Raw genomic sequence first — 20666 nt, forward strand, 5'->3', positions numbered from 1 at the left:
CCGTGTTGCGCCTGCCTAGTCCTAATCACGCGAAATCAGGGCCGCACCGCCGGCGTCTCCATCGGCAGGCCGCGCGCGCGCGACATCAGATAGAGCTCGAGCGCGACCAGTTCGGGCGAGCCGTAATCATAGGCCTGGGCGCGCACGCCGCTCATGCAGCTGCGTAAGCGCCGCTCCAGCGAACCCAGTGTCTGCCATTCCAGGCGGTAGAGCGGATAGCCGGTCGGTTGTCCCTGCGTGATCGGCGCGCCCGCGAGGCGCTTGTCGAAATTGTCGTCGTGGCAATTGGTGCAGGCGAGATTGAGCTGGCCCTCGCGCTGCATGAAGAGCTCGCGGCCTTGCTCCACGAAGGGTTTTGCCTGCGGATCGTCGCCGGCGGTGATTGCGGCGCCGCGCGATTGATGGGCGACGAAGGCGGAGAGCGCAAGGAGGTCGCGGCTCTCGTAGGGCAGCGGCGTTGCCTGCTGATGATTGGCGCGGCAGAGATTGATGCGCTGCTCGAGCGTGACGGGGCGGTGGAGCGTTTTGTCGATGGCGGGATAGCGCGCCGCGACGCCCTTCATGCTGTCGCGCGCCTCACCATGGCAGTCCGCGCAGGCCTTCTCCGCGCTGCCGGTTTTCTTGCCCCAAAGCTGTTCGCCATCGAGCACGAACAGCATGCCGGGATTGGAGGTGTCGTCATCCTGCATCGCGCGGGTGTCGTGACCCATGAACGAATAGCCGGACCGGCGCGCATCGCGCGGGATCTCACCGGCGAGCAAGGCAGGGGCCGCGGCGAACAGTGCCGCCGCTGCTATCGCACGCCAAGCGCTCATTCGACCGTGATCGATGCCGAGGCGGTGGACGAATAGCCGTTGTCGCCGATCCATTCGAATTCGAGCTTGCCGCTCTCCTTGGCGACGGTGAAGAACGACAAATACGGATTGGCCGCGATCGCCGGAAAGAGATCGGCGCGAAAGATCTCGGCGCCGTTGTAGCGGCAGGTGAAGCTGGTGATGATGTCGCGCGGCACCAGCTTGCCGTCCACAGTGTGGCGAAATCCAGTCTCCATGATGTGCGAGGTCAGCGCGCGGATCTCGATGACGTCGCCGCGCCTGGCCTTGGCGGGAACGTTGATGAGCGCGGCCATCAGTTCATCTCCTCGGTGCAGGCGGCCAGCGTCACGACCACGTCGGCGGCGACCTGCCAGAACGTGTCGTCGGACAGGCGCGCGATCGCCACCACTTTCTGGGTGTCGGCGAGGCGGATCCGGGTCGAGACCTGGGCCCGGCCGGAGGCGGGGCCGAGACAGAAATTGCCGATGTTCGGCTGCGGGTTCTTCTCGTTGAAGACGTGGATGCTCTTGACGTGGTCGTCTGCCGTCATCGGGCTTGCGACGCTCACGGTCATCGGCACCACGTTGCCGTTCTCGACCAGCGGCGGAATGTCGAGCTTCACCCTGCCGGTGCGAATCGGCGCCTCGCCGACGATATTGCGGATCGCGTGATTGAGCATCGCCGGCGTTGCTTGAAGCGGACGCAGGGTGACGACCGGGACCGTCCCGGCGGCCGTGACGCCTCCGGCGAGGCTCAGGAATTGTCGTCTCGTGGTTGGCATGAACAGTCCTAGTCGCGAAGCGTTGCAAGAAAGGCCACGATGTCCTCGATCTCGGAAGCCGACAATATCGGCTTGCCGGCGAAATTGCGTCCGACCCGCACGAGGCCGTCGGTGCGATAATAGGACGGCATGATGGTCTCAGCGTTGAATCGCGACGCATCGACCAGTCGAAGCCGCAACTGGCTCACCGTCCATCGGTTCCCGGCGCCGGCAAGGTCGGGCGCGAGGTCGCCTTGGAACCGCGTCTCTGGAAAGGGGCCGGAATGACAGAGGATGCAGGTTGTGGTGCGCGTGAGCACGAGTGCGCGTCCGCGCGCGGCATCGCCGGGTGAGCCGGTGAGCGATTGCGGGATGCCGTCGCCCACGATTGTGTAGGGGACGATCTCGTCCGCTTTGGCGTGCGAGGAGAAGCTCGCCACGATCAATGCCGCGATCGCAAGTGCCCGATGGGGCGACCGAGATCGCCGCGAACTCCTCTTGCCTCTCCCGCTTGCGGGAGAGGTCGCGCCCAACGGGTCGCGCCGAGGGCGCGCCCGATGACAGGCTCCGGCGCGGGTGAGGGTTCTTTCCTCTTGGGGGTTCTCGCCCGCGGGGACACCCTCTCCCCAACCCTCCCCCGCAGGCGGGGGAGGGAGCGCACCTTCGTCGTGGCGACAGCTTGCTCTCATCTTGCGCTAGCCAAAACATTCCGCCGTGATGGCTTCAAACCAACGCTCCGCCTCAGCGGCTTCGCGCACCCGCAATTCGCGCGGCGCTTCGAGCGGACTGGTGGCGCCGCCCTCGACCTCGGCGAAGATGTCGCCTTTTGGCTGGTAATTGCCGGCAAGGGAGAAGCCGTAGCCGGGTGCGACAATGTTGTAGCAGATGCCGGTCAGCCGTGGCGGCTCCGGCGTGCGGCCCGCGAGCAAAGCGACGATGGCGGCGGCGCAGGCCTTGCCTTGTCCGCTTGCGGCCGATGCCGATTTGGGAATGCCGCCGCCAAGGCAGGCATCGCCGATGACGTGGATGTTCGGGGCGAGTTTCGACTCGAAGCTCACGGGATCGATCGGGCACCAGCCGGTCGCATCTGCAGCGCCCGCAATCTCGGCAACGCGCCCCGCACGTTGCGGCGGGATGACGTTGGCGACATCGGGCGTGTAGTTGCCGAACTCGGTGACGATCGTCATGGTCGCCGGATCGACCGAGGTCACGCGGCCGCCTTGCGACAGCGCGATGCGCTCGATCATGTCGCCGTAGAGCTCCTTCCAAGCCTTCTCGAACAGCCGCTGCTGGGAGAAATTGTCCTTGGCATCGAGGATCAGAACCTTGGAGCGTGGCTTGTTCGTCTTCAGATAATGCGCGATCAGGCTGGCGCGCTCGTATGGCGCAGGCGGACAGCGCGAGGGATTGGCCGGGATTGCAATGGCGACCGTGCCGCCATCTTCCATCGCTTCCAGCTGCTTGCGCAGCAGCAGCGTCTGCGCGCCGGCCTTCCAGGCATGCGGCATCTTCTCCGATGCCGCCTCGTCGTAGCCGGGCAGGGCTTCGACATGGAAGTCGATGCCGGGCGACAGCACGAGACGATCATAGGCAAACGCGGTGCCATCGGCTGTGGTCACGCTACGCTTTTGCGTGTCGATGGTCGTCGCGGCCTGAGCGACGACGGCGATGCCCTCGGCAGCGAGCTTGCCATAGCCGAAATGTTGCGTCTCCATCTTGCGCAGGCCGGCGATCACTTCGTTGCTGAACGGGCAGGAGGTGAAGACCTTGTTCGGCTCGATCAGGGTGACCTGCAGGTCCGCGCCGGCGCGCTTGAGCGCACGCGCGCAGGCCGCGCCCCCGAAGCCGCCGCCGACCACGACGATGCGGCCTGCCGATTGCGCGCGCAGGATCGAAGGTGTGGCGAGCGATGCGGCCGCGGCGGTGATGCCGAGGACGGCATTCCGCCGTGTCACCGGCACATTCATGGGACTTGTCCGGAAAAGCGTGCGGCGGCGGCCATCGTGGCCGCCGCCGCGTATCTCAGGCGAAGGTGATGTTCTGGTCGCGCAGCGGCACCGAGCGGATGCGTTTGCCGGTCGCGGCGAAGTACGCGTTGAGCACCGCCGGCGCCGCGACGCCGATGGTGGGCTCGCCGACGCCGCCCCAGAACCCGCCGCTCGGCACCATCACCGATTCCACCTTCGGCATCTCGCTGATGCGCATCGAGTTGTAGGTATCGAAGTTGGTCTGCTCGATCTTGCCGTCCTTGACGGTGCAGCCGCCATAGAACAGCGCGGAGAGGCCATAGACGAAGGAGCCTGCGATCTGCCGCTCCACCTGCGCCGGATTGACGACGTAGCCGGGATCGGTGGAGGCGACGATGCGATGCACCTTGATCTTGCTGCCCTCGGTCACCGAAATCTCGGCAGCGCCGGCGACATAGCTGCCATAGCCCATCACTTGCGCGATGCCGCGATAGACGCCCTGCGGCGCCGGCTTGTCCCAGCCGATCTTCTCGGCGACCGCATTGAGCACCGCGAGGTGCTTGGGGTGATTGCCCATCAGCTTGCGACGGAATTCGAGTGGGTCCTGGCCTGCGGCCTGGGCCAGCTCGTCCATGAAGCATTCCATGTAGATCGCGTTGTGATTGACGTTGACGCCGCGCCAGAAGCCGGGCGGAACGTGCGGGTTGCGCATCGCGTGCTCGATCAACAGATTCGGCACCGAATAGCCGAACGCGGCCTCGCCGGATTGGGCGACGCCCTGGAAGGCGGCCGGATCCATGCCGTTCTGCAGCGCTTCGGGACGCAGCGAGAACAGGATCGATTGCCCGGACAGGCGATAGTGCAGCGCGACCAGATTGTTGTTGGCATCGAACGCGCCGGTCATCTTGCACTGGGTGATCGGGTGATACCTGCCGTGCGCCATGTCCTCTTCGCGCGACCACAACAGCTTGACCGGCGTGCCCGGCATCTGCTTGGCGATCATCACGGCCTGACGGACATAATCGGTCTGGCCGCGCCGGCCGAAGCCGCCCCCGAGCATCACCTTGTGGACGTCGCACTTCTCCGCCGGCAGGCCGGACGCCTCCAGCACCGCTGCGAACGCCGCTTCGCCGTTCTGCGTGCCGCACCAGACCTCGCATTTGTCCGCGGTGTAGAGCGCGGTGGCGTTCATCGGCTCCATGGTGGCGTGGTTCTGGTAGGGATAGGAGTAGACGGCCTCGACCTTCTTGGCCGCGCTGGCAATCGCCGCCTTGGCATCGCCGTTCTTGTTGCCGACATAGGCCGGCTGCGCATCGTCGAGGCCCTCGGTCAGCCATTTCGCGATCGACTCGCTCGAGACCTTGGCGTTTTCGCCCTCGTCCCAGACGATCGGCAGCGCGTCGAGCGCGGTCTTGGCGTGCCACCAGGTGTCGGCGACCACAGCAACCGCGGTGTCGCCGACCTTGACGACCTTCTTGACGCCTTTCATGCCGGCGATCTTGGCTTCGTCAAAACTCTTCAGCTTGCCGCCGAACACCGGGCAGTCCTTGATCGCGGCGTTCAGCATGCCCGGCAGCTTGACGTCGGCGCCGTAGATCATGGCGCCGGTGGTCTTGTCGAGGGTGTCGAGCCGCTTCACGCCCTTGCCGATCAGCTTCCAGTCCTTCGGATCCTTCAGCTTGACCTCGGCCGGCGGCGTCAGCTTCGCGGCGGCTTCGGCGACCTTGCCGTAGGTCGTGGTTCGGCCCGACGGCTTATGGGTGATGACGCTGTTTTCGGCCGTGCATTCGGAGGCCGGCACTTTCCATCCGTCGGCGGCGGCCTGGATCAGCATCACGCGCGCGGTGGCGCCGCCCTTGCGGACATAGTCCTGCGAGGAGCGGATGCCGCGGCTGCCGCCGGTCGAGAAATCGCCCCAGACGCGCTTGCGGGCGACGCTCGTGCCGGGTGTCGGGTATTCGGTCGTGACCTTGGTCCAGTCGCACTCGAGCTCCTCGGCGACGAGCTGGGCAAGGCCGGTCAGCGAGCCCTGGCCCATCTCGGAGCGGGCGATGCGGATCACCACGGTGTCGTCCGGCCTGACCACGACCCAGGCGCCGATCTCGGGCGAGCCGTCGGCGGCGCGGACCACGGCGGGGCCGCCGAAGGGGATGTCGAGACCGATGGCGAGGCCGGCACCGACCGCGGCCGTGCCGATGACGAAGGCGCGGCGGTTGAGCCGCGGCGAGACATGCTTGTTCATGTGGGGATTTCCTTACGCGCTGGCGATCGTGTGGATCGCTTCGCGCACCTGCTGGAAGGTGCCGCAGCGGCAGATGTTGGTGATGGCCTCGTCGATATCGGCGTCGGTCGGTTTCGGGTTCTCGTTCAGCAGTGCGGCCACCGCCATGATCATGCCGCTCTGGCAATAGCCGCATTGCGGCACGTCCTGGGCGATCCAGGCCTCCTGCACCTTGTGCAGCGTGTCGCCCGAGGCGAGCCCCTCGATCGTGGTGATCTTCTTGCCTTCGGCCTCGCTGACCGAGACCCCGCAGGAGCGGGTGGCGACGCCTTCGATGTGAACCGTGCAGGCGCCGCATTGTGCGATGCCACAACCGTATTTGGTGCCGGTCAGGCCGGCATTCTCGCGAATCGCCCACAGCAGTGGCGTATCCGGCTCGACGTCGAGGGTGAAGGTTTTTCCGTTGATTGTTAGGTTAGCCATCGCAGTCCCCTGATTGGCCCAATCCACCGATTGAACTCAGGCGCGCAATGTGTCCGGCAAACTGGAACGGTTCAAATCAACAGTCCGAGGGGTGGCGGCCCAAGAATCTGGTCGCCGCGTGAAGAACAGGGATCAAGCGGGGTTTGCCTTGCCCGGCTGTCGCCGGCCGCAAGACCCCTCTTCAGGCGCCAGTTGCCGGGCCTGAGGCGACCTCCGCGGTTCCAGCGCATGGGGCCAAGCGACAGTTTGTCCGTTTTGCCGGGATGCAAGACGACCGCGCTTTGCTACACTGCATCAACGCAAAAGGAGTTCCATCGACGTGCCAAGCCCCTGCAACGTGCTGATGCTCTACCCGCTGTTCTCGGCAGAGTCCTTCTGGAGCTTTGGCGAATCCTGCAAAGTGATGGGCGTCAAGCGCCCTGCCGCCCCCTTGGGCCTGATCACCGTTGCCGCGATGTTGCCCGAGAGCTGGACGGTCCGGCTGATCGACTGCAACACGGCGCCGCTCGGCGACGACGATCTCGCCTGGGCCGACGTCGTCTTCACCGGCGGAATGATGCCGCAGCAGGCCGACACGCTGCGCCTGATCGAGCTCTGCCGCGCGGCTGGCAAGCCGGTGGTGGTCGGCGGTCCCGATCCCACCTCGAGCCCCCACCTCTATGAGCGGGCCGACTTCCGGGTGCTCGGCGAGGCCGAGAGCGTCATCGACGAATTCATCGCGGCCTGGGAAAGCGGCGCGCGATCCGGCGTCTTCACCGCGCCGAAATTCCAGGCCGACGTCACCAAGACGCCGGTGCCGCGTTTCGACCTGCTCAGGTTCGAGGACTATCTCTATCTCGGAGTGCAATATTCGCGCGGCTGCCCCTTCACCTGCGAATTCTGTGACATCATCGAGCTCTACGGCCGCGTGCCGCGGACCAAGACGGTCGAGCAGATGTTCGTCGAGCTCGAGACGCTCTACAAGATGGGCTACCGCGGCCATCTCGACTTCGTCGACGACAATTTCATCGGCAACAAGAAGTCGCTGCGGCAATTCCTGCCAAGGCTCGCCGAATGGCAGCGCACGCACGGCTATCCCTTCGAATTCTCCACGGAAGCCTCGGTCAACCTCGCCGACGACACTGAACTCTTGGAGCTGATGGGGGCGGCCAATTTCTTCGGCATCTTCGTCGGCATCGAAAGTCCGGACCCGGCGACGCTAGTTGCGATGCGGAAGAAACAGAACACGCGGCGCAACATCGCCGAGAGCATCCACAAGATCTACGCCGCCGGCATGCTCGTCACAGCGGGCTTCATTGTCGGCTTCGACAACGAGAAGGTCTCGATGGCGGAGGCCATGATCGAATTCATCGAGGAGGCCGCGATTCCCGTCGCCATGGTCGGCCTGCTCTATGCCTTGCCGAACACGCAGCTCACGCGCCGCCTTGAGCGCGAAGGCCGGCTGCATCCGGGCCACGACGTGGCGCCGACCATCGGTGCCGATCAATGCACAGCCGGCATCAACTTCGATCCGGTCCGCCCGCTGCGCGACATTCTGACGGACTACAAGCGGGTGCTGGAGCACACCTACAGCCCCGCAGCCTATGCAGGACGCGTCGACCGCCTGATGACGCTGCTCGACCGATCCAGGCAGCGTCCCGAGCTCGCCGAAGGAGATATCCGCGCCAGGCTCGGGGCGATGGAGACGGTGCACAAGGTGGTCTCCGCCCTTCCCGAGGCACGGGGGCCGCTGTGGCAGACCTTCATGAATTGCGCCAAGCGTGACACCTCGTCCGCACGCATCGCCGTGCAGATGATCGCGGCCTATGCGCATCTCGGACCGTTCTCGCGCAAGGTGATCGCTGCCATCGATGAGCGTTTGGCGGCGCTGGACAGTGAGACCGTCATTCCGGCGAATGTCGGCGTGACGGCGGCCTGACGGCTTACTTCACCGCGAGCCGCAAGAAGCTCATCACGCTGCCGAGGGCGGCAAAGCCGGCACCGAGCGCCAGTGCCAGCGTTGCGCCCTCGTGGCCGGCGAGCGCAAAGCAGGCGGCGGCAAGCGCGGCGCCTGTCGTCTGTCCCGTCAGGCGTGCGGTGGCGACGATGCCCGAGGCGCTGCCGCTGCGATGTGGCGGCGCGCTCGACATCACCGCCTTCATGTTCGGCGCCTGGAAGAAGCCGAACCCCATCCCACAGATCACCATCCGCCAGATGATGTCGGCAATGGCGGGGTTGGCCGGAAGCGTCGCGAGCAGCGCCATGCCGAGGCCGAGCAGCACGAGGCCGATGCCGCCGAGCAGGCCGACGGCATAGCGGTCGGAGAGGCGTCCGGCGATCGGCGCCATGATGCCGACCACCAGCGGCCACGGCGTCATGAAGAACCCGGTCTCGACCTGCGAGCGGCCGAGCACGTCCTCGAAATAGAACGGCAGCGAGACGAAGGCGAGGCCCTGGACCGCGAAGGAGCACACGGCCGTCGCCGCCGACAGCGCGAACATCGGCCGGGCGAACAGGTCGATCGGCAGCATCGGCGCCGGGTGATCGGCGTGGCGGCGCATCAGGATGAATCCGAGCGCGAGCGCCGAGATCAACTCGGCGCCCACGACGACCGGCGAGAGGTTATGCGCAGCGCTGCCGATGCCGGTGATGAACAGGCCGAGGCAGGCCGACGCCAGGATCGCGCCGAGGAAATCAAAGCCGTGATCGGCGCGCGGCGTTTTCGGCAGCATCGCAAAGCCGATGCCGATCGCGACGAGGCCGAAGGGGATATTGACGGCGAACAGCCAGGGCCACGGGCCGAACGCCAGGATGGCCGACGCAATCGACGGCCCGAAGGTGAACGCCGTCGCGACCACCAGCGCGTTGTGGCCGAAGCCGCGGCCGAGCATCCGTCCGGGATAGACGAAGCGCACCAGCGCCGTGTTGACGCTCATGATGCCGCTGGCCCCGAGGCCTTGCAGCGTGCGCGCGACCAGGAGGCTGTCCAGCGACCACGCCAGCGCGCAGAACAACGAGGCGATGGTGAACAGGATCAAGCCGCCGAGATAGATGCGCTGGTGCCCGACGATCTCGCCGAGCGCTCCGAGCGGCAGCAGCGTTGCCACCAGCGCGATCTGGTAGACGTTGACGACCCAGACCGACTGCTCCGGGCTGACATGCAGATCGGCGGCAATGGCGGGCAGGGCGATGTTGGCGATCGCGGTGTCGAGCGAGGCCATCGCCAGCGCGGTGAAGATCGCGGCGATCGCCCAGCGCCGCCGCGCGGTCGGCAGGCCATCGGAGGCGGGGTGATCGGGCTCGCGCGCGGCGGCAGGTAACGTGATTGTCATTGCGTTGGCGCGTGGCTCCGGCGGCGCGGCTCAAGAAGGCATTTGGCATGTACTACGGCGGCACGGCCTTCCACAGGCATATGCGTGCATGCTGTGTATGCGCGAAGGTCGGGCGGTGCGCGGCGAGCGCACGCGCGCGCCGCATGGCGATGAAGCGGCGCGGGGGATCCTGCAGGCGGGGTGAGCGGTGCTTGCAGATTTTCTCGGGGGCAAGACAAAAAGTCGAAAAACAACCCCATGCACAGTAGAACGCCCCTTGATTGACAAGGGATTTTCGAATCGCGTCACGACTACATTCGCCGCCGCCACGACGTTGACCTGTCGGGCAAAACACTGGCAGGATGCCAACGTGACGGCGATCCGGGAAAGGATCGCTCGCGAGCGAGCGGCGACGCAGGCCGATTCGGCGCGCAACCTCCAGAGCTGCCGGTCGCGTGCCCCACCAAACTCCTACTGACCATCGACTTGATGACGGCCAAGGCGCTTGACCTCGTCATCCCCGAGAGTTTTCTGATCGGGCCGACCAAGTGATGGACTGAAGCGCCACTCGCGTTCGGCCCGGAGCGGAGACCCGGTACGGGTGATGGATGATCGATGCGCAGACATGGGATGGATCCTGGCTGTAGGGAGTCGAGCCGATGAATCTCGGACTGAAAGGCAAGACGGCGCTCATAACGGCGGCCAGTGGTGGAATTGGCAGCGGTATCGCCGGCGCGCTTGCGGACGCCGGCGTGCGTGTCGCGATCAGTGCTCGCAGCCGCGCTGCGCTGGAGCAGGTGGCCGCCTCGCTCGCCTCGCGTGCTGGTGGTCGTCCGGCCATCGTGGTGGGAGACGTCTGCGCGCAAGGCGGTCCGGCTCAAATCGCTGCCGAAGCCTCAGTCGCACTCGGCGGGCCTGTCGATATCCTCGTCAACAATGCCGGTGGGGCAAGGCCGGTGACAGGCGAGGTTGACGATGCCTTTTGGGACGAGGCAATGACGCTCAACTTTCTCGCGGCACGTCGGCTGACAGATATCATCTCGCCGGGAATGAAGGCTCGAAATTGGGGACGGATCGTCAACATCTCGGGCGCGCTGGTTGCGCCCAAACTCAATGGAGCGGCGCCGGCCAAGGCCGCTCTCGTCAGTTGGTCCAGAACATTGTCGTCAGAGCTCGGTCCATATGGTGTCACGGTCAACACGATCGCACCAGGTCGCATCAACTCGGTCCAGATTCAGAAATTGCATCCAACGGAGCAATCGAAGGCGGACTTCATCAAGCAGAACATCCCTGCCGGCTATTTCGGGGAGCCCTACGACATCGGGCATCTCGTCGCGTTTCTCGCCTCCCCGCTCGCCCGCTACATCAATGGTGCCGCGATCCCCGTTGATGGCGGCGCGGTGCGTCGCGTCTAGAGCGCCGTCATAAGGCGTTGGCAGGAAATTGGCTGCATTCCCGGCTTCACGGCAGAAGGGTCATGAACTCATAGCCGACGACGGCGGCGCCGAGACAGCGCCGCCAAGGATTCACGCCGCGAATGATCTCGTCGACGCCCCAGATAATGAGGCCGCCTTTCAACACGATCGTCAAGCCGACGCTGGCTTTGCCTGCGGAAGGCCAAATCCAAAGCAGAACGCCCGCAACGATCACGATCCACAAAAGGAGATTGGGCCACTGCGCGACGGTGATGGCACCGGTCTCGCGGTTCCGGAAGAACCATTGAAGACATCGTTGCACGATCACCTGACCAACCAGAGCTCGATTTCGCTTGCCCATGTGTTCAGGAAAGCCATCGGCGGTCGGCTTTCAAGCGCGGCGCGCCTCGGCGGCCGACGAATCCCTCCCGGCACTGATTATTTAATTTGACTTGGCGTACAGTTAAATTATATATAGTTTATATATTTAATAAATTTAAATCATGGCGGCATGCGAACAGGCCGAGCCATCCGCTCCATTTGGAGTTGCCGTCGAGGGAGGCGTGATGCATGCGCCGACTAATTGATACAGCACCGAGGAGCGGAGAAGACATCTGGTTAGAGGATGCGACCGGGGCTGCTGAGCTCGGCCACTGGTCACCTGGGGCGGGTCAATGGGTCTGGCGGGACGGCTCCCCAATCAATCCTGCGCCCACCCATTGGCATCCCGCAACGGAGGATGTCGATCCGGAAGACGAAAAATCGGGCGGCTGGCTCGTGGCGGCTGCAATTCTGATCCCCTTCATCTGCCTCGGAGCTTCACTGCTCGGCGTGTTCACACCATTCACGGCTCAACCGAACATGACGCGCATCGGCGGCGAGAGCGGCCTTAGCCTTGATCAGCGGCTGGAGATCACGACCGGTTCGCTGGCGCTCCTTCAGCGCGAAGCGACCGAGGCCCTGATGCAGGCGGAGCCGGCAAGCGTGGTGCAACCAAGCCCGCGACTGGACGAGGAGGCGCCGCGCATCGAAGCGCCCGCCAACGAGCTGGCCGAGGCGCGCAGGGAGCTCGACGAGGCGGTCCAGCGCACGCACACGGCGGAAATCGCCGCGGACGAGCTGCGGAAATCGCTTCAACAGGAGCGAGCCCACAACGCCGAGCTCGCGAACGAACTTGCCGGAGCGCGCCGCGAGATCGACGCCGGTAACGCGCGATCCCGCAACGCGGAAGATGCGGCCGCGCAGCAGAGAGATGCGGCGGCGCGAGAAATCGCGGAACTGCAGCAGTCCCTGCAGCAGGAACGGCAAAGAAGTGGCTTCCTCGTGAAGCAGGCCAACGCCGCGCGGGCGGCAGCGGCGAGCGCTCAGCAAGAGCGCCACGAGGCGCAGTCGCGTGCCGCCGCGCTCGCGAGCGAACTTGCCGGAATACCCCGTGGATCGCTCATGGCGGAAGCTGCGGCCACGGAACTGAAGGAGGCAGAGGTTGCGGAGCTCCGGCAGTCTTTGCAGGGCGAGCGGCAGAAGAACGCCGACCTCGTTGTCCAGGCCAAAGCCGCGCAAGCGGTAATGGCCAATGCCGAACCACAACGCCGCGCTCTCGAAGACGCTCAGGCGCATGTGGCCGCGCTGACGAGGGAACTTGCCGAAACGCGCCGTGAAATCGAAACCCGGAACGTGCAATTGCGCGAGGCGAATGATGCGGCCTCGCAGCAGAGACAGGCAGCGAACCGGGAGATTGCCGAACTGCGGCAGTCGCTGCACCAGGAGCGGAGCGGGACCGAAGCCAGGCAAAAAGACCGTGCATCGGCATCGGCTCCCATCGATGCCCGCCTCGAGGTGGCGAAAAAAGATGAAGGCCCGATCGTGCCGGCGACGCGGAGCGTGGAAGTGGCCCTCGGGGAGCCTCTGACAGCCGCAAACCAAAGCCAAAACGAGGCGGAGGCCCGATTGATCCCGCGCGCCAGGGCGTTGCTCGATCAGGGAAATATCGGCGCAGCGCGGATCGTACTCGAGCTCGCGGCTGAGAAGGACATTGCGCAGGCAAGCTTCATGCTCGCGGAGACATACGATCCGGCAGTTCTGTCCGCCTGGGGTACCTATGGAACGCGCGGCGAAGCGGCCAAGGCGCGAGAGCTCTACGCGAAGGCACACCGGGGCGGTATTCGCGAAGCGAAGGAACGGCTGGATGCGCTGCAGCGGTGAGAGTGCACTTGTTGCAGCCCTGCGGGACCACAGGTTGCGGTGACGAATTCGGAAGGGAAACGACATGAACAGAGCGCCAAAGTCACTCTCGTTGCTCCTGCTCACCTGGTTGGTGCCGGTCGCGATGATGCTTCAGACGTCCTGCTTGGAAGCGCAAACGGCGAGACATGCCAAGGCCGATGCTCAGCCCGTCCGAAGGTCGCTCCCCCAGGAGAATGAAAAGGACCGGATGAACGCCTGGACGGTCGGGCTCGCCGGTGGTCTGCTCGAGGGCGCACCGATCCGCCTCGCCGCAGAAATGGCGCGTGTCGTGGACGACGGAGCAGACCTGCATCTCCTGCCGATCGTCACGCGGGGAGCCACCGATAATCTGAATGCGCTGCTGTATCTGCGTGGCGTCGACACCGCCATCATCAATTCCGATGCGCTCGAAGAGTACAAGGTCCAGGCACCGCAGATCCGAAGCCGCATCACGTATCTGCTCAATCTCTTCCCATCCGAGCTGCATATCTTTGTGCGGCCTGAAATCACAAGCCTGCAGGATCTCGCCGGCAAGAAGGTGAACTTCAACACCCTGGGCACCGCAGCCGCCTATTCAGGACCACTGATCTTCAGCCGTCTGGGCATCGATATCGACAAGACGTTCATTCCGCATCAGGTGGCCCTCGAACAGATGCGCAAAGGCGAGATGTCTGCCGTCGTGTTCATTACCTCGAAACCCGTCGACGCCTTCGTAAAGGGCCGTTGGGAGGCTGGATTCAAGTTCCTGCCGGTCAACTACGACAGCAAGTTCGAGGACTATTATCTGCCCGCGACTCTGGATGCCAGCGAGTATCCCAATCTGATCAGGCAAGGCGAGCGGATCTCGACCATCGCGGTGCCGACAGCGCTCGTTGCGTTCAACTGGCCACAACATTCGAATCGCTATCAACGCGTGGCGCGCCTTGTCGAATATCTGTTCTCGCGAGTCGACCGGCTGCAGGCGCCTGGCTTCGATCCGAAATGGCAGTCGATCAATCTCGCGGCGACCGTGCCAGGGCTCACCCGCTTTCAGGCCGCGCAGGATTGGCTGGATCGCAAGGCGCGCAATGCACAGGCGCGGCCATGAAGCGTGCGGCTGCTCCGCTCGCCGTCGCTTTCAATGTGGCTTGCGGAATCGCCTACGCGCAAAACCCGAGCGATCCCATAGCAATACTTCGGTCTTGTTCGGCGATGGAGGGGCAAGCTCGGCTGGAATGTCTGCAAGATCTGTCACGTAAGATTCCACCGCCCGGGCGGCGGGCCTCAGACGATAACTGGCTGATCAGCGAGACCACTTCGCCAGTCGACTATTCACCAATCGTCACCGCCACGACCTCTTCCGTTGGCGGCTCGGATGGTGCCGCGATGCTACTCGCAATCCACTGCCGCAAAGGCCGTACGGAAGTCGTAGTCGCAGGACCGACGGTGGCACGCAGTGCCAATGAATATGCCGTCTCCCTTCAGCTCAATGCGGAGCAGCCAATGCAACTCACGGCAGCCTTGCCGCTGTTCGGTTCCGGCGTCGCTTTCGGCGGCGACGTCGTGCAGTTGCTGAAGTCGCTACCCGACGACGGGCACATCATCGTGCGTCTCACCATCCGCACCGGCGCGGTGCAAGAGGGAAAATTCTCGCTCAGCGGATTCAAGAACGTGCGCGAAAAAGTGGGGACGGCATGCAAATGGCCGCATGCCGTTGCCAGACCAGGACGGTGACCATCAGGTAACGGGAGAAACGAGATGATCAATCCAAAGTCGGCGATGGCAATTATCAGCGCCTTGGCGATGCTGCTTCTGGCCGGACCAAAGGCGCAGGCGCAGCAGGACAACCCGTGGATCCCGCAGGCGAGTGCGAAGAGCAAAGCGAGCAGTCCGAAGCAGTCAAGCACACATAAACAAGCGGGCAAGCCGGGGCAGAATCACACAGGCAAGCGGAACCCTGCGAGCGAGGGAGCGCTGGCTCAGATGATCAAACCTGAGGTCGCCCGCAAGCCCCATCGGTTGATCTTGCAGGTCAACTCCAACGAACCTGCGATGATGAACCTCGCCCTCAACAATGCGACCAACGTCGCGCAATATTACCGCGATGCTGGTGAGCCGGTGTCGATCGAGGTCGTCACCTTTGGTCCCGGGCTTCACATGCTGCGTGAAGACACCTCGCCGGTAAAGCCGCGCATCGAGGTTCTCGCGATGAGCCATCCCGAAATCTCCTTCAAGGCTTGCGGCAACACGCAGGAAAACATGCATAAGGCGGAGAACAAGGACATCAGCCTGATTCCGCAGGCCTCGGTTGTCAAATCCGGTGTCGTCCGCGTCATGGAGCTGCAGGAACAGGGCTGGAGTTACGTCAAACCGTGAGATCCGGCGGCAAGTCGGGCACGGCAGGCCTTCGCGAGCCGAGCCAGGGGGCATTCGCTGCCCGTCCTGCGGGCTTCCAAAGCGTGCGAAGATTGCCTCGCGGTTCGCAGCCTCTAGAACTGATACCGCCGCAAGCCCCCGTCCACCGGGATCACCGTCCCCGTGATGTACCGCGCCACCGGTGAGGCCAGGAAGACCGCGAGCGCCGCCAGATCCTCCGGCTCGCCCCAATAGCCGACCGGGATCTCCTCTTCCGCAAAGCGCTCGCGATAGTCGGGTGCGTAATTGCGGCGGATCTGCTCGCTCATGATGCGGCCGGGCGGGATGCAATTGATGGTGATGCCGTGCTCGCCGATCTCGCGCGACAGGCCCTTGGCCCAGGCGTGCACCGCAGCCTTGGCGGCGAACGCGGCGTTGAGGCCTTCCGGCTCGGACTTGCCGGTGATGTTGACGATGCGGCCCCATTTGCGTTCGATCATCTGCGGCAGCAGCGCATGTGCGATGCGGCGGTAGCTGGTGAAGTTCAGCGCGATCGCCTCGTCCCATTTGCTGTCAGGCGCGTCGACCGGCAGCGGACGGCTGCCGCCGGCATTGTTGACGAGGATGTCGACATGGCCGAGCTCCTTCAACGCGAAGGCCGCGATCCGCTCCGCCGCGTCCTTGGCCATGACGTCCTGCTCGAACGGCGTGATCAGCCCGCCGCCGACCTCCTTCACGAGCTCTGCGAGCAAGTCACCGCGCCGCGCCACGCCGACGACGCGCACGCCCTCGGCCGCGAGGCCCTTGGCAATGGCGCGTCCGATTCCGATGCTCGCGCCGGTGACAACAGCGGTTTTCGATTTGAGACCGAGGTCCATGGTCACACGCTCTCTTGGTTGTCTTCTTGCTTGTTGCTGATCGTTTCCTGTCCCGTCCCGCCTTGCGAATTGCCTGAGCGGGACGAGCAGTGGTAACCAAGGGCGACGTTGAAGGAAACACGAAAAAGAAAAAGGCGTTGAGCGATGGTCTGGGATCCGCAGCAATATCTGAAATTCTCCGGCCATCGGCTCCGGCCCGCCGTCGACCTCTTGATGCGGATTCCGGATTTCGGCCCACGCGAGATTGCCGATCTCGGCGCGGGCGCCGGCAACGTCACGAAACTGATTAGGGAGCGTTGGCCGGACGCGACGGTGACGGGTGTCGAGGGCTCGGCCGAGATGGTCGCCGCCGGCCGCAAGGCAGCACCGGATGTGGAATGGTTGCATGAAGATCTCGGCCATTGGCATCCGGCCAAGCAATACGACCTGATCTATTCCAATGCCGCACTGCACTGGCTGCCCAATCATGCGGCACTGTTTCCATCGGTGATGGAGAGGGTGAAGCCTAGCGGCATGCTTGCGGTGCAGATGCCGCGCAACTTTCTGGCGCCGTCGCATGTGTTGATCGGCGAGACCGCGCTCGATGGTCCGTGGCGGTCCAAGGTCGAGCATCTCGTCACGCCGCCGCCGGTCGAGGGACCGGCCTACTACCATGATCTTCTCGCGCCGATGTCGGCCAACATCGACATCTGGGAGATCGAATATCTGCAAGTCCTCGAAGGCGAGAACCCGGTCAAGGAATGGACCAAGGGGACCTGGCTGACGCGCTATCTCGACGTGCTCGCTGGCGACGAGAAGATCGCGTTCGAGGCCGCCTATGGCGCGCGCGTTGCGAAAGCCTATCCGAAGAATGCGGCGGGACAGACCCTGTTCCCGTTCCGCCGCCTCTTCATTGTCGCGCAGCGCAAGGGTTGATGCATTGCCGCAATGCGACATAAGCGCTCCTCGCCACGGACGGGCGCGCGTGCCGGGTTGCGCAGACAGCCTCCGTCAAGATAGCTTGGCTGCGGCAAATTGGGCTTAGGTCTAGTTGTTCGGCTTGCGGATTGCTGCCAGTACGGACCGCAAAACAAAAAGAACCCGGTTTCGAGGTTGTTGGGGAGGTCTTCATGCGCAAACTGCTTCTTGCGGTCGCGGCGGTCGCATTAGGTCTGGCGCCTGCCGCTGCGCCGGCCCAAGCTCCGATCGCCATCAAGTTCAGCCATGTGGTCGCCAACGACACCCCGAAAGGGAAGGGCGCGCTGAAGTTCAAGGAGCTGGCCGAGAAATACACCGACGGCAAGGTCAAGGTCGAAGTCTACCCGAACTCCACGCTCTACAAGGACAAGGAGGAGATCGAGGCGCTGCAGCTCGGCTCGGTGCACATGCTCGCGCCTTCCACGGCGAAATTCGCGCCGCTCGGCGTCAAGGAATTCGAAGCGCTGGACCTGCCCTGGCTGTTCAAGGACGATGCGACCTATGCCAACGCGATGAAGGGCACGATCGGCAAATGGCTGTTCCAGAAGCTCGAGGCCAAGGGTATCACCGGGCTTGCCTATTGGGACAACGGCTTCCACATGCTCTCCGCCAACCGCCCCTTGCTGAAGCCGACAGATTTCCAGGGACTCAAATTCCGCATCTCCGGATCGAAGATCGCCGACCAATATCTCCGCATCATGGGCTCGATCCCTCAGATCATGGCGTTCTCGGAAGTGTACCAGGCCCTGCAGACCGGCGTGGTCGACGGCTGCGAGAACACCGCGTCGAACTACCTGACGCAGAAGTTCTACGAGGTGCAGAAGGACATCACCGTGTCCTATCATGCCCATCTGCAATATGCCGTGATCGTCAATTCGAAGTTCTGGTCGGGCCTGCCGCCCGACATCCGCACCCAGCTTGACAAGGCGATGGCGGAGGCGACTGACTACACCAACTCGATCGCGCGCCAGGAGAACGAGGACGCACTGGCCGAGATCAAGAAGACGGGCAAGACCAATCTGCACTATCTCACCGACGCCGACCGCAAGGCGTGGCAAGAGGCGATGCAGCCGACGTATAAATGGGCAAAGGGGCGGGTCGGGCAGGAGGTGCTCGATCTCCTCGCCAAGGAACTCGACGTCAAGATGAACTGACGGCCGCGGGCCACAAGAACAACGCCAACGGTCGGGGGTGATCGCACTCCCGGCCGTTTCACTCTTGAATGGACGAGCCAATGCTGGGGGGACGAAGGTGCTGCGTGGGCTGAACCGTGTGCTCAATCATCTCGAGGAATGGCTGATCGCGACGATGATCGCGGCTGCGACGTCGCTGATCTTCGTCGCCGTGCTGCATCGTTACGGTGCCGGGCTGTCGATCGACATCGCCAAATGGGCGGAAGCCCGCAATCTGGCCTTCCTGGCCGTCCCGGCCCGCGCGGCGTTCGTCTGGCTTGCCGCGCTCGACCTGTCCTGGGCGCAGGAGCTCTGCATCTACATGTTCATCTGGATGGCGAAGTTCGGCGCCGCTTACGGCGTGCGGACCGGCATCCATGTCGGCGTCGACGTGCTCGTCAACATCCTTCCGGGCGGATCGCGCCGGCGCGTCATCACCTTCGGGCTGTTGTGCGGCGCGCTCTTTACCGCCATCGTCGCCTATTTCGGCGCCGCCTTCGTCGGCCAGATGTGGCAGACCGGCCAGCAGTCCAACGATCTGGAGGCGCCGATGTGGATGGTGTATCTCACCATCCCGCTCGGCTCCGGCTTGATGTGTTTCCGCTTCCTGCAGGTCGCCTGGTCGTTCTACCGCACCGGCGAGCTGCCGCATCACGACGTGGCGGGCGTCGAAGGCGTCGAGGTCGACCCGGTGCATCCAGCCCCGGTCACGCCTACCCAGGTGATCCGGGACGAGCGCAGCCCGCTCGGCTGGATCCTGATGCTGCTGCCGGTGCTGATCGTCGCCGTGTGCTTCGCGCATGCAGGCCACATCATCACGCTGCCGGAAGGCCTGCGCGTCCTCATCGTGTTCGCACTGCTGCTCTCCTTGATGCTGACGGGCATGCCGATCTCGATCGCGCTGGGTCTCACCGTGCTCAGCTTCATGTTCACGCTGACCGACGTGCGAACCGAATCGGTGGCGCTGAAGCTGTTCACCGGCATCGAAAACTTCGAGATCATGGCGATCCCGTTCTTCATCCTCGCCGGTAACTTCCTGACCCATGGCGGGGTGGCGCGGCGGATGATCGCCTTCGCAACTTCCCTGGTCGGCCATTGGTACGGCGGTCTCGCTCTGTCGGGCGTCGTGGCCTGCGCGCTGTTCGCCGCGATCTCCGGCTCGTCGCCGGCGACCGTGGTGGCGATCGGATCGGTGATCCTGCCGGCGATGGTCGCGCAAGGCTTCCCGAAGCGGTTCGGCGCCGGCGTGATCACGACCTCTGGTTCGCTCGGCATCCTGATTCCGCCGTCGATCCCGATGGTGCTCTACGCCGTCTCCACCAACAGCTCGGTGGGCAAGCTCTTCATCGCCGGCATCGTGCCGGGACTGGTGCTGGCCTCGTTGCTCGGCGCCACGACGTTCTATCGGGCCTGGCGCAACGACTATCCGCGGATGCCGAAGGCCACCTTCCTCCAGCGACTCGACGCCTTCCGCAAGTCGATCTGGGGCATCCTGCTGATCGTGATCGTGATCGGCGGCATCTACAGCGGCCTTTTCACGCCGACGGAAGCCGCCGCCGTCAGCGCGGTCTACGCCTTCATCGTCGCGGTGTTCATCTACAAGGATCTGAAGCTGAGCGACGTGCCGCGGGTGCTGCTGTCATCGGCGAACCTTTCGGCGATGCTGCTCTACATCATCACCAACGCCGTGCTGTTCTCGTTCCTGATGACCTACGAGAACGTGCCGCAGGCGCTGGCGCAATGGATGATCGACCAGGGCCTGGGGTGGATCGGCTTCCTGCTGCTCGTCAACCTGCTGCTGCTGGTGGCGGGCAACGTGATGGAGCCGTCCTCGATCATCCTGATCATGGCGCCGATCCTGTTTCCGGTCGCGATCAAGCTCGGCATCGATCCCATTCATTTCGGCATCCTGATGACGGTCAACATGGAGGTCGGCCTGTGCCATCCGCCTGTCGGTCTCAATCTCTACGTCGCCTCAGGAATCGCCAAGATGGGCATCACCGAGCTCACGGTCGCGGTGTGGCCATGGCTGCTCACCATGCTGGGCTTCCTCGTGGTGGTGACGTACTGGCCCGGCCTGTCGCTGTGGCTGCCGCGGCTGCTGGGAATGTAGCCGCCGCGGGCGGTGTACCTTCTCCCACAAGGGAGAAG

General features: G+C 64.2%; 19 protein-coding genes and 1 pseudogene. 10 read left to right on the plus strand and 10 right to left on the minus strand.

The window, feature by feature from the left end; translation table 11 throughout:
- Positions 1–35 precede the first annotated feature (35 nt).
- From soxA to E4K64_RS03945, 7 genes are all read right to left on the minus strand, one after another.
- Complete coding sequence (gene soxA, locus E4K64_RS03915; RefSeq protein WP_167771791.1) at positions 36–815, minus strand: sulfur oxidation c-type cytochrome SoxA; 780 nt, start codon at positions 813–815, stop codon at positions 36–38.
- A complete protein-coding gene (gene soxZ, locus E4K64_RS03920) occupies positions 812–1129 on the minus strand; it encodes a thiosulfate oxidation carrier complex protein SoxZ (protein WP_126256588.1) in 318 nt (105 codons plus the stop codon). The genes soxA and soxZ overlap by 4 nt, the downstream gene beginning before the upstream one ends.
- Positions 1129–1596, minus strand: a complete 468-nt coding sequence (locus E4K64_RS03925; RefSeq protein WP_135162260.1) for a SoxY-related AACIE arm protein — start codon at positions 1594–1596, stop codon at positions 1129–1131. The genes soxZ and E4K64_RS03925 overlap by 1 nt, the downstream gene beginning before the upstream one ends.
- 8 nt (positions 1597–1604) lie before the next feature.
- Positions 1605–2015 (minus strand): sulfur oxidation c-type cytochrome SoxX, encoded by a 411-nt coding sequence (gene soxX / locus E4K64_RS03930; RefSeq protein ID WP_430642463.1) that lies wholly within the window; start codon positions 2013–2015, stop codon positions 1605–1607.
- Between the two features lie 255 nt (positions 2016–2270).
- Positions 2271–3542 (minus strand): NAD(P)/FAD-dependent oxidoreductase, encoded by a 1272-nt coding sequence (locus tag E4K64_RS03935; protein WP_135162262.1) that lies wholly within the window; start codon positions 3540–3542, stop codon positions 2271–2273.
- Between the two features lie 55 nt (positions 3543–3597).
- Positions 3598–5784, minus strand: coding sequence for a xanthine dehydrogenase family protein molybdopterin-binding subunit (locus E4K64_RS03940; protein WP_135162263.1), 2187 nt, complete (start codon positions 5782–5784; stop codon positions 3598–3600).
- A 12-nt stretch (positions 5785–5796) separates the two neighbouring features.
- Complete coding sequence (locus E4K64_RS03945; RefSeq protein ID WP_167771792.1) at positions 5797–6246, minus strand: (2Fe-2S)-binding protein; 450 nt, start codon at positions 6244–6246, stop codon at positions 5797–5799.
- Positions 6247–6559: 313 nt separating this feature from the next.
- On the opposite strand from E4K64_RS03945, the gene E4K64_RS03950 reads away from it, so the two are divergent.
- Positions 6560–8164, plus strand: a complete 1605-nt coding sequence (locus tag E4K64_RS03950; protein WP_135162265.1) for a B12-binding domain-containing radical SAM protein — start codon at positions 6560–6562, stop codon at positions 8162–8164.
- Positions 8165–8168: 4 nt separating this feature from the next.
- Here E4K64_RS03950 and E4K64_RS03955 read toward each other — a convergent pair whose 3' ends face one another.
- Positions 8169–9557 carry an MFS transporter gene (locus E4K64_RS03955; protein ID WP_135162266.1) on the minus strand — a complete coding sequence of 463 codons (1389 nt, stop codon included), beginning with the start codon at positions 9555–9557 and terminating at the stop codon, positions 8169–8171.
- 638 nt (positions 9558–10195) lie between these two features.
- On the opposite strand from E4K64_RS03955, the gene E4K64_RS03960 reads away from it, so the two are divergent.
- Positions 10196–10951 carry an SDR family oxidoreductase gene (locus E4K64_RS03960; RefSeq protein ID WP_135162267.1) on the plus strand — a complete coding sequence of 252 codons (756 nt, stop codon included), beginning with the start codon at positions 10196–10198 and terminating at the stop codon, positions 10949–10951.
- Positions 10952–10997: 46 nt separating this feature from the next.
- Here the strand turns inward: E4K64_RS03960 and E4K64_RS03965 are convergent, their stop codons facing one another.
- Positions 10998–11273, minus strand: a complete 276-nt coding sequence (locus E4K64_RS03965) for a hypothetical protein (protein WP_135162540.1) — start codon at positions 11271–11273, stop codon at positions 10998–11000.
- Positions 11274–11521: 248 nt separating this feature from the next.
- Here E4K64_RS03965 and E4K64_RS03970 point away from each other — a divergent pair, with 248 nt between their 5' ends.
- From E4K64_RS03970 to E4K64_RS03985, 4 genes are all read left to right on the plus strand, one after another.
- Positions 11522–13153 carry a coiled-coil domain-containing protein gene (locus E4K64_RS03970; RefSeq protein ID WP_135162268.1) on the plus strand — a complete coding sequence of 544 codons (1632 nt, stop codon included), beginning with the start codon at positions 11522–11524 and terminating at the stop codon, positions 13151–13153.
- 64 nt (positions 13154–13217) lie between these two features.
- Complete coding sequence (locus tag E4K64_RS03975) at positions 13218–14261, plus strand: TAXI family TRAP transporter solute-binding subunit (RefSeq protein ID WP_135162269.1); 1044 nt, start codon at positions 13218–13220, stop codon at positions 14259–14261.
- Complete coding sequence (locus E4K64_RS03980) at positions 14258–14887, plus strand: hypothetical protein (protein ID WP_235884537.1); 630 nt, start codon at positions 14258–14260, stop codon at positions 14885–14887. Before E4K64_RS03975 ends, E4K64_RS03980 begins: the two co-directional genes overlap by 4 nt.
- Positions 14888–14911: 24 nt before the next feature.
- The gene (locus tag E4K64_RS03985) at positions 14912–15529 is read left to right on the plus strand and encodes a DsrE family protein (protein ID WP_235884539.1); all 618 of its coding nucleotides are present in this window, start codon (positions 14912–14914) and stop codon (positions 15527–15529) included.
- A 113-nt stretch (positions 15530–15642) separates the two neighbouring features.
- Here the strand turns inward: E4K64_RS03985 and E4K64_RS03990 are convergent, their stop codons facing one another.
- Positions 15643–16386: an SDR family NAD(P)-dependent oxidoreductase gene (locus E4K64_RS03990; RefSeq protein ID WP_135162270.1), complete on the minus strand. Its 744-nt coding sequence runs from the start codon at positions 16384–16386 to the stop codon at positions 15643–15645.
- Between the two features lie 144 nt (positions 16387–16530).
- On the opposite strand from E4K64_RS03990, the gene E4K64_RS03995 reads away from it, so the two are divergent.
- From E4K64_RS03995 to E4K64_RS41075, 4 genes and pseudogenes are all read left to right on the plus strand, one after another.
- Positions 16531–17301, plus strand: coding sequence for a methyltransferase domain-containing protein (locus tag E4K64_RS03995; protein WP_135162271.1), 771 nt, complete (start codon positions 16531–16533; stop codon positions 17299–17301).
- A 194-nt stretch (positions 17302–17495) separates the two neighbouring features.
- Positions 17496–18497 carry a DctP family TRAP transporter solute-binding subunit gene (locus tag E4K64_RS04000; protein ID WP_135162272.1) on the plus strand — a complete coding sequence of 334 codons (1002 nt, stop codon included), beginning with the start codon at positions 17496–17498 and terminating at the stop codon, positions 18495–18497.
- Between the two features lie 154 nt (positions 18498–18651).
- Positions 18652–19131, plus strand: a pseudogene (locus E4K64_RS41590) (TRAP transporter small permease); the annotation flags it as partial.
- Between the two features lie 216 nt (positions 19132–19347).
- Positions 19348–20628, plus strand: coding sequence for a TRAP transporter large permease (locus E4K64_RS41075; protein WP_235884546.1), 1281 nt, complete (start codon positions 19348–19350; stop codon positions 20626–20628).
- Positions 20629–20666: the final 38 nt, after the last annotated feature.

Source organism: Bradyrhizobium frederickii (genome assembly GCF_004570865.1).
Classification (GTDB): Bacteria; Pseudomonadota; Alphaproteobacteria; order Rhizobiales; family Xanthobacteraceae; genus Bradyrhizobium; species Bradyrhizobium frederickii.